Source organism: Pantoea sp. CTOTU49201 (assembly GCF_032054795.1).
Classification (GTDB): Bacteria; Pseudomonadota; Gammaproteobacteria; order Enterobacterales; family Enterobacteriaceae; genus Pantoea; species Pantoea symbiotica.
On record NZ_DAMBSA010000051.1, the window covers coordinates 1 to 4,395 of the forward strand.

Annotated in this window: 4 protein-coding genes; 1 reads left to right on the top strand and 3 read right to left on the bottom strand. The window is 53.6% G+C overall.

Annotated elements, in window-relative coordinates; all coding sequences use genetic code 11:
- Positions 1–136 precede the first annotated feature (136 nt).
- Positions 137–598 (top strand): OsmC family protein, encoded by a 462-nt coding sequence (locus RTY00_RS05855; RefSeq protein WP_312663771.1) that lies wholly within the window; start codon positions 137–139, stop codon positions 596–598.
- A gap of 1 nt (position 599) precedes the next feature.
- Here RTY00_RS05855 and RTY00_RS05860 read toward each other — a convergent pair whose 3' ends face one another.
- From RTY00_RS05860 to RTY00_RS05870, 3 genes are all read right to left on the bottom strand, one after another.
- Positions 600–1,676 (bottom strand): diguanylate cyclase, encoded by a 1,077-nt coding sequence (locus RTY00_RS05860; protein WP_312663774.1) that lies wholly within the window; start codon positions 1,674–1,676, stop codon positions 600–602.
- 173 nt (positions 1,677–1,849) lie between these two features.
- Positions 1,850–3,685: a methyl-accepting chemotaxis protein gene (locus RTY00_RS05865; protein ID WP_312663775.1), complete on the bottom strand. Its 1,836-nt coding sequence runs from the start codon at positions 3,683–3,685 to the stop codon at positions 1,850–1,852.
- Positions 3,686–3,851: 166 nt separating this feature from the next.
- Positions 3,852–4,244 (bottom strand): adenylyltransferase/cytidyltransferase family protein, encoded by a 393-nt coding sequence (locus RTY00_RS05870; RefSeq protein ID WP_258145568.1) that lies wholly within the window; start codon positions 4,242–4,244, stop codon positions 3,852–3,854.
- Between the last annotated feature and the right edge of the window lie 151 nt (positions 4,245–4,395).

Genomic DNA, 4,395 nt, shown 5'->3' on the forward strand with positions numbered 1-4,395 from the left:
ATGGCTTGGCGGGATTTTCGTAGGGTCGCCATTTATGGTGACCGGATAACACCGTGGGTGATGTTTTCCAGTTTCGTGCGTTCATTGAGAGGGTCGCCATTAATGGCTACCCTACGATTTAAAAGGGGCTTTTAACATGGCAGCAAAGGAACACCATTATCAGGTCACAGTGCGCTGGACCGGAAACCGCGGCAACGGCACCGCATCTTATACCGCTTATGACCGCAACGCGGAGCTGATTGCCGTTGGCAAAGAGACGGTAGCGCTGAGCGCCGATCCGGCGTTTCGCGGTGATGCGGCGCGCTGGAATCCGGAAGAGTTACTGCTGGCTTCAGCCTCGGCTTGCCACAAATTATGGTATCTGCATCTCTGTTCTGACGCCGGAATTGTGGTGGAAGCCTACGAAGATGCGGCGGAAGGGACAATGATTGAAGGCACGCGCGGCCGGTTTACCAATATCACGTTGAAACCGCGTATTGCGCTGCGCGATCCGGCGGACGCGGACCGCGCGCGTGAACTGCATCATCAGGCGCATGAAGCCTGTTTCATTGCGAACTCGCTTAACTTTCCGGTGAATTGCGAACCCGAATTCGTGTGATTCAGGCCGCGCCGGCCAGCGACGGTTGCCACAAGCGCACGCCGTTGCGTCCGGCGCGTTTGACCTCATACAGCGCTTCATCGGCATGCCGCAACCAGTGACGAATCGACTCCGCATGTGCTGCCGATGCAATACCAATACTCACCGAACAACGAAACTCCGCCGACGCTGGTAAGCGCACCTGCGCGATCTTTTCCTGCAAACGTTGGGCCAGCGCCACCACCGATTCATCGCTGGCATGATGCACAATCACGCCCAGCTCATCGCCGCCAAAACGCGCCGGAATATCCTGTAATCCCACATGATTGCGCAGTAACGCCGAGATTTCTGCCAGCAGGAAATCCCCCGCTTCATGGCCCCACGTATCGTTTACCGTTTTGAAATAATCGAGATCCATCAGCAGCAAATAACCGGCGCTGTCGCCACGACGCGTACTGAGAAACTCGCTCTCCAAGCGGCGTTCAAACAGGCGACGATTGGGGATTTCCAGGCCGGGATCCATCAGCGCAATGCGCTCCAGCTCGCGGTTACGCTTACGCAATTGCCAGGTGAGATTGTAGGACGTAACGCTGAGCACCAGCATGTAGCAGGTCGCCAGCGGCAAGGTCAGCCAGACGGTTTGTGTGCTGAACGTCAGGTTTACGCCAGCGCCATCCATTAGCCATACCATGACAAAGCCGCAGAGAAATGCCTGCATCGCTGCGATCAACTGCGCGGCACCGCCGGCGGCATAACGATCCGAGGCCAGCACCGCCATGATGACAAATGAAGGCAGCGGACTCAGCGCCATTAGCGCCACCCAAATACCACCAAAGGCGGCGTCGAGGGTTAAATTATGCCGTTCGGTGGTGGTGGAATCATCTGCCCGCAACGCGCGGCGATACGCCAACCACGGCCAGAGAAACGCATTCACAAATAACAGGGCGCTAAACGCCAGGCCACGATCCATCTCCATCAGTACTGAGAGGATTGGGAAAAAACATAAAATCGTGCCGAGCTGACGCATGATAAACATGCGACGGACGAAGCGTTGGGAACGCCGCTTCAAGTGACTATCGTCAGGTGAGTAGTAGTTCATGCACGGGAAGTATCAGGACGACAAGAATTGCAGTTTAACGGGAAAAGTTATCAGTGGAGCGGAATATTTTAAGAATATTTACCTTGCACTTTCGCAACCGCACAAAAAAGTCGCACTCTGATTGAAAGAGAGACAGTGGAAGTCAATCGGGACCGACTTCCACTATGTTTATTCTAGCGGGCGGCACCCTGCAAGCGGAACTGCGCCACCAATCGCTCCAGCATCAGCGCCTGCTCTTCCAGCGAATTCGCCGAGTGCGAAGAGGCGCTAACCAGCGTGGCGTTCTGCTGTGTGGTGGTATCCAGCTCGCCCACCGCACGGGCAATTTGCTCAATGCCACGACTCTGTTCATCCGACGCTGCTGAAATCTCTTCCATGATTTCATTCACGCGCGCAATGCTGCCGAGAATCTGATCCATGGTTTCACCGGCTCGCGCCACCTGCTGGTGGCCATTACTGATGCGCCCCACCGATTCACTGATCAACTGTTCGATGTCTTTTGCCGCACCGGCACTGCGCTGTGCCAGATTGCGCACTTCGCTGGCGACCACGGCGAAGCCACGTCCCTGCTCACCGGCACGCGCCGCTTCCACCGCCGCGTTCAGCGCGAGGATGTTGGTCTGGAAGGCGATGCTATTAATCACGGCGGTGATATCGGCGATCTTTTTCGAGCTGTCAGAAATTTCGCCCATGGTGTTCACCACATCACGCACCGCGATGCCGCCTTTGTTGGCGTTGTGTGACGCTTCCGCCGCAATCTGACTCGCCTGACGCGCATTGGCGGCGTTATTTTTCACCGTGGCGGTGAGCTGCTCCATGCTGGCAGCGGTTTCCACCACCGCCGCCGCTTGTTGTTCGGTGCGCGATGACAAATCGAGGTTGCCCTGGTTAATCGCACTGGCCGCCTGTGACACGCTGTTAACGCTGCTCAGCACATCGCCGATCATGCTGCGAAGTCGTTCGTTCATGCGTCCCATCGCCGACGTCAGCTTGCCGAGTTCATCATGGCGATCGGTGGCAAATTGCGAGCTGAGATCGCCGTTGGCGATGCGCTCCGCCAGCTCCAGGTTATGGAACACCGGACGCGTGATTTGACGAATGATGTACCACGCCACCAGTACGCCGAACAGAATCGCCAGACCACCAATCAGCAGTGAGATTGCCGCCGATCCGTTGGCCAGTTCATCGTTGCGCGTTTTGACGATGGTAATGATCTGTTTGATCGCCGCACTGCTTTTATCGCCCGCCACTTTGACCGTATCTTCCGCCGCACGCAGCTGACCGTAGGCATCCGCCGCTTGCAGGCTGAGGCTTTTAAATTTCTCGGTGTCCTGCCACAGCGAGGTAAATTCGCCCTGCTGTTCCGGCGGTAACTGCGCCAGCAGCGCTTTCATGCCCTGATCGGCCTGCTGGAAATGGTTCTCCAGCGTTTTACGCAGCGTATCACTAACGTTAAAACGCAGCGCCCAGGCTTCTTCACGCACATTGCTAATGGCGAACAGCTGTTCGTAGATTTGGTTGGTGAGTTCAGGATTGGTAACCGGAGTGCGAATCAGTTGGGTGTAGCGCGAGGTCATGTCTTGCTGGCTTAAGGCATCAAGCTGCGAGCGCAAGCTATTGAGTTGCTGCGTGGCTTGCGTCATGGCGCCAATGCTGTTCTGGAAACTGGCGAGGTGCGTAGCCAGTTCATCCACCCGCGCTCTGGCGGCATCCGACCATGAAAGTTGTTTCGCTTCGCTGGTAAGCTGCTGCGCATGCGTGACGTAGTTCGCCATCACCTGGCCAGATTTGTCATCGCCATACAGATATTTAAGGCGGTTAATTTTGGCCTGAAACACTTCAATGTTGATGTCATAAATCAGATTAGTTTTCTGATAGATGTCATGAATGGCGTTGAAGCGCTGCACGCTCAATCCGGTTGCCAGTGCCACTAACAACAGCACGATGCCGAATCCTGCCGACAGTTTACGCGTGATGCGCACATTACGTAATCGGGATACCAGCCCCATGTTCCCTGCTCCTGCGATTGTTGTTTTTGTAAAGTTTGTAAGGAAGTTATCGGAGCGGTGCGGGAAATGTTTATTCAGGATTGTGCAAAAAGTGATTGCAGGATGTGACGCGCCGCCGGAAACAGCGCATAAGATTTACTGCCGTTACCCACCACCTCCAACAGTGTTAACGCTTTTTTATTACTTCGATCAGGGAGGTTGTCGATATCGAAGGAGTGCGTTCCAGATAGATGATTTCAGCCAGTGAAGAATACCGGTCAAATTTACCTTTCCAGTCATCGCCCATCACCAGGGTATCGGCGTGATATTTTTTAATATAGTCCGGCTTCAATTCCAGCGACTCTTCGAGAAAAACTTCATCGACATATTTAATGCCCGCAATAATCGACATTCGGTCACTTTCATCGTAAACCGGATAACGCCCTTTTTTGTGGAAGTTTAAGGCGTCAGAGGAGACGCCAACAGCTAGCCAGTCACCCAGCCTTTTTGCTCGCTGTAAGATATGTAGGTGCCCAACATGGAACACATCAAAGGTTCCGAAGGTGATGATTTTTTTCATTAGTGTGGTATCAATTAAAATGTCACCCCACTCAAAGCAATTTACATGCCATAAAAATAATTATAATTTTTTCAATAGAATACGAAGAACATGTTTTATTGCGGAAGTAAAACTTCCACCTAAGTGGAAATCATTGATGCGATTTATTGAG

Bases quoted from the DNA above. Each gene is read 5' to 3' on its own strand.
- RTY00_RS05855 (WP_312663771.1), top strand. From the start codon at position 137: ATGGCAGCAAAGGAACACCATTATCAGGTCACAGTGCGCTGGACCGGA.
- RTY00_RS05860 (WP_312663774.1), bottom strand. From the start codon at position 1,676: ATGAACTACTACTCACCTGACGATAGTCACTTGAAGCGGCGTTCCCAA.
- RTY00_RS05865 (WP_312663775.1), bottom strand. From the start codon at position 3,685: ATGGGGCTGGTATCCCGATTACGTAATGTGCGCATCACGCGTAAACTG.
- RTY00_RS05870 (WP_258145568.1), bottom strand. From the start codon at position 4,244: ATGAAAAAAATCATCACCTTCGGAACCTTTGATGTGTTCCATGTTGGG.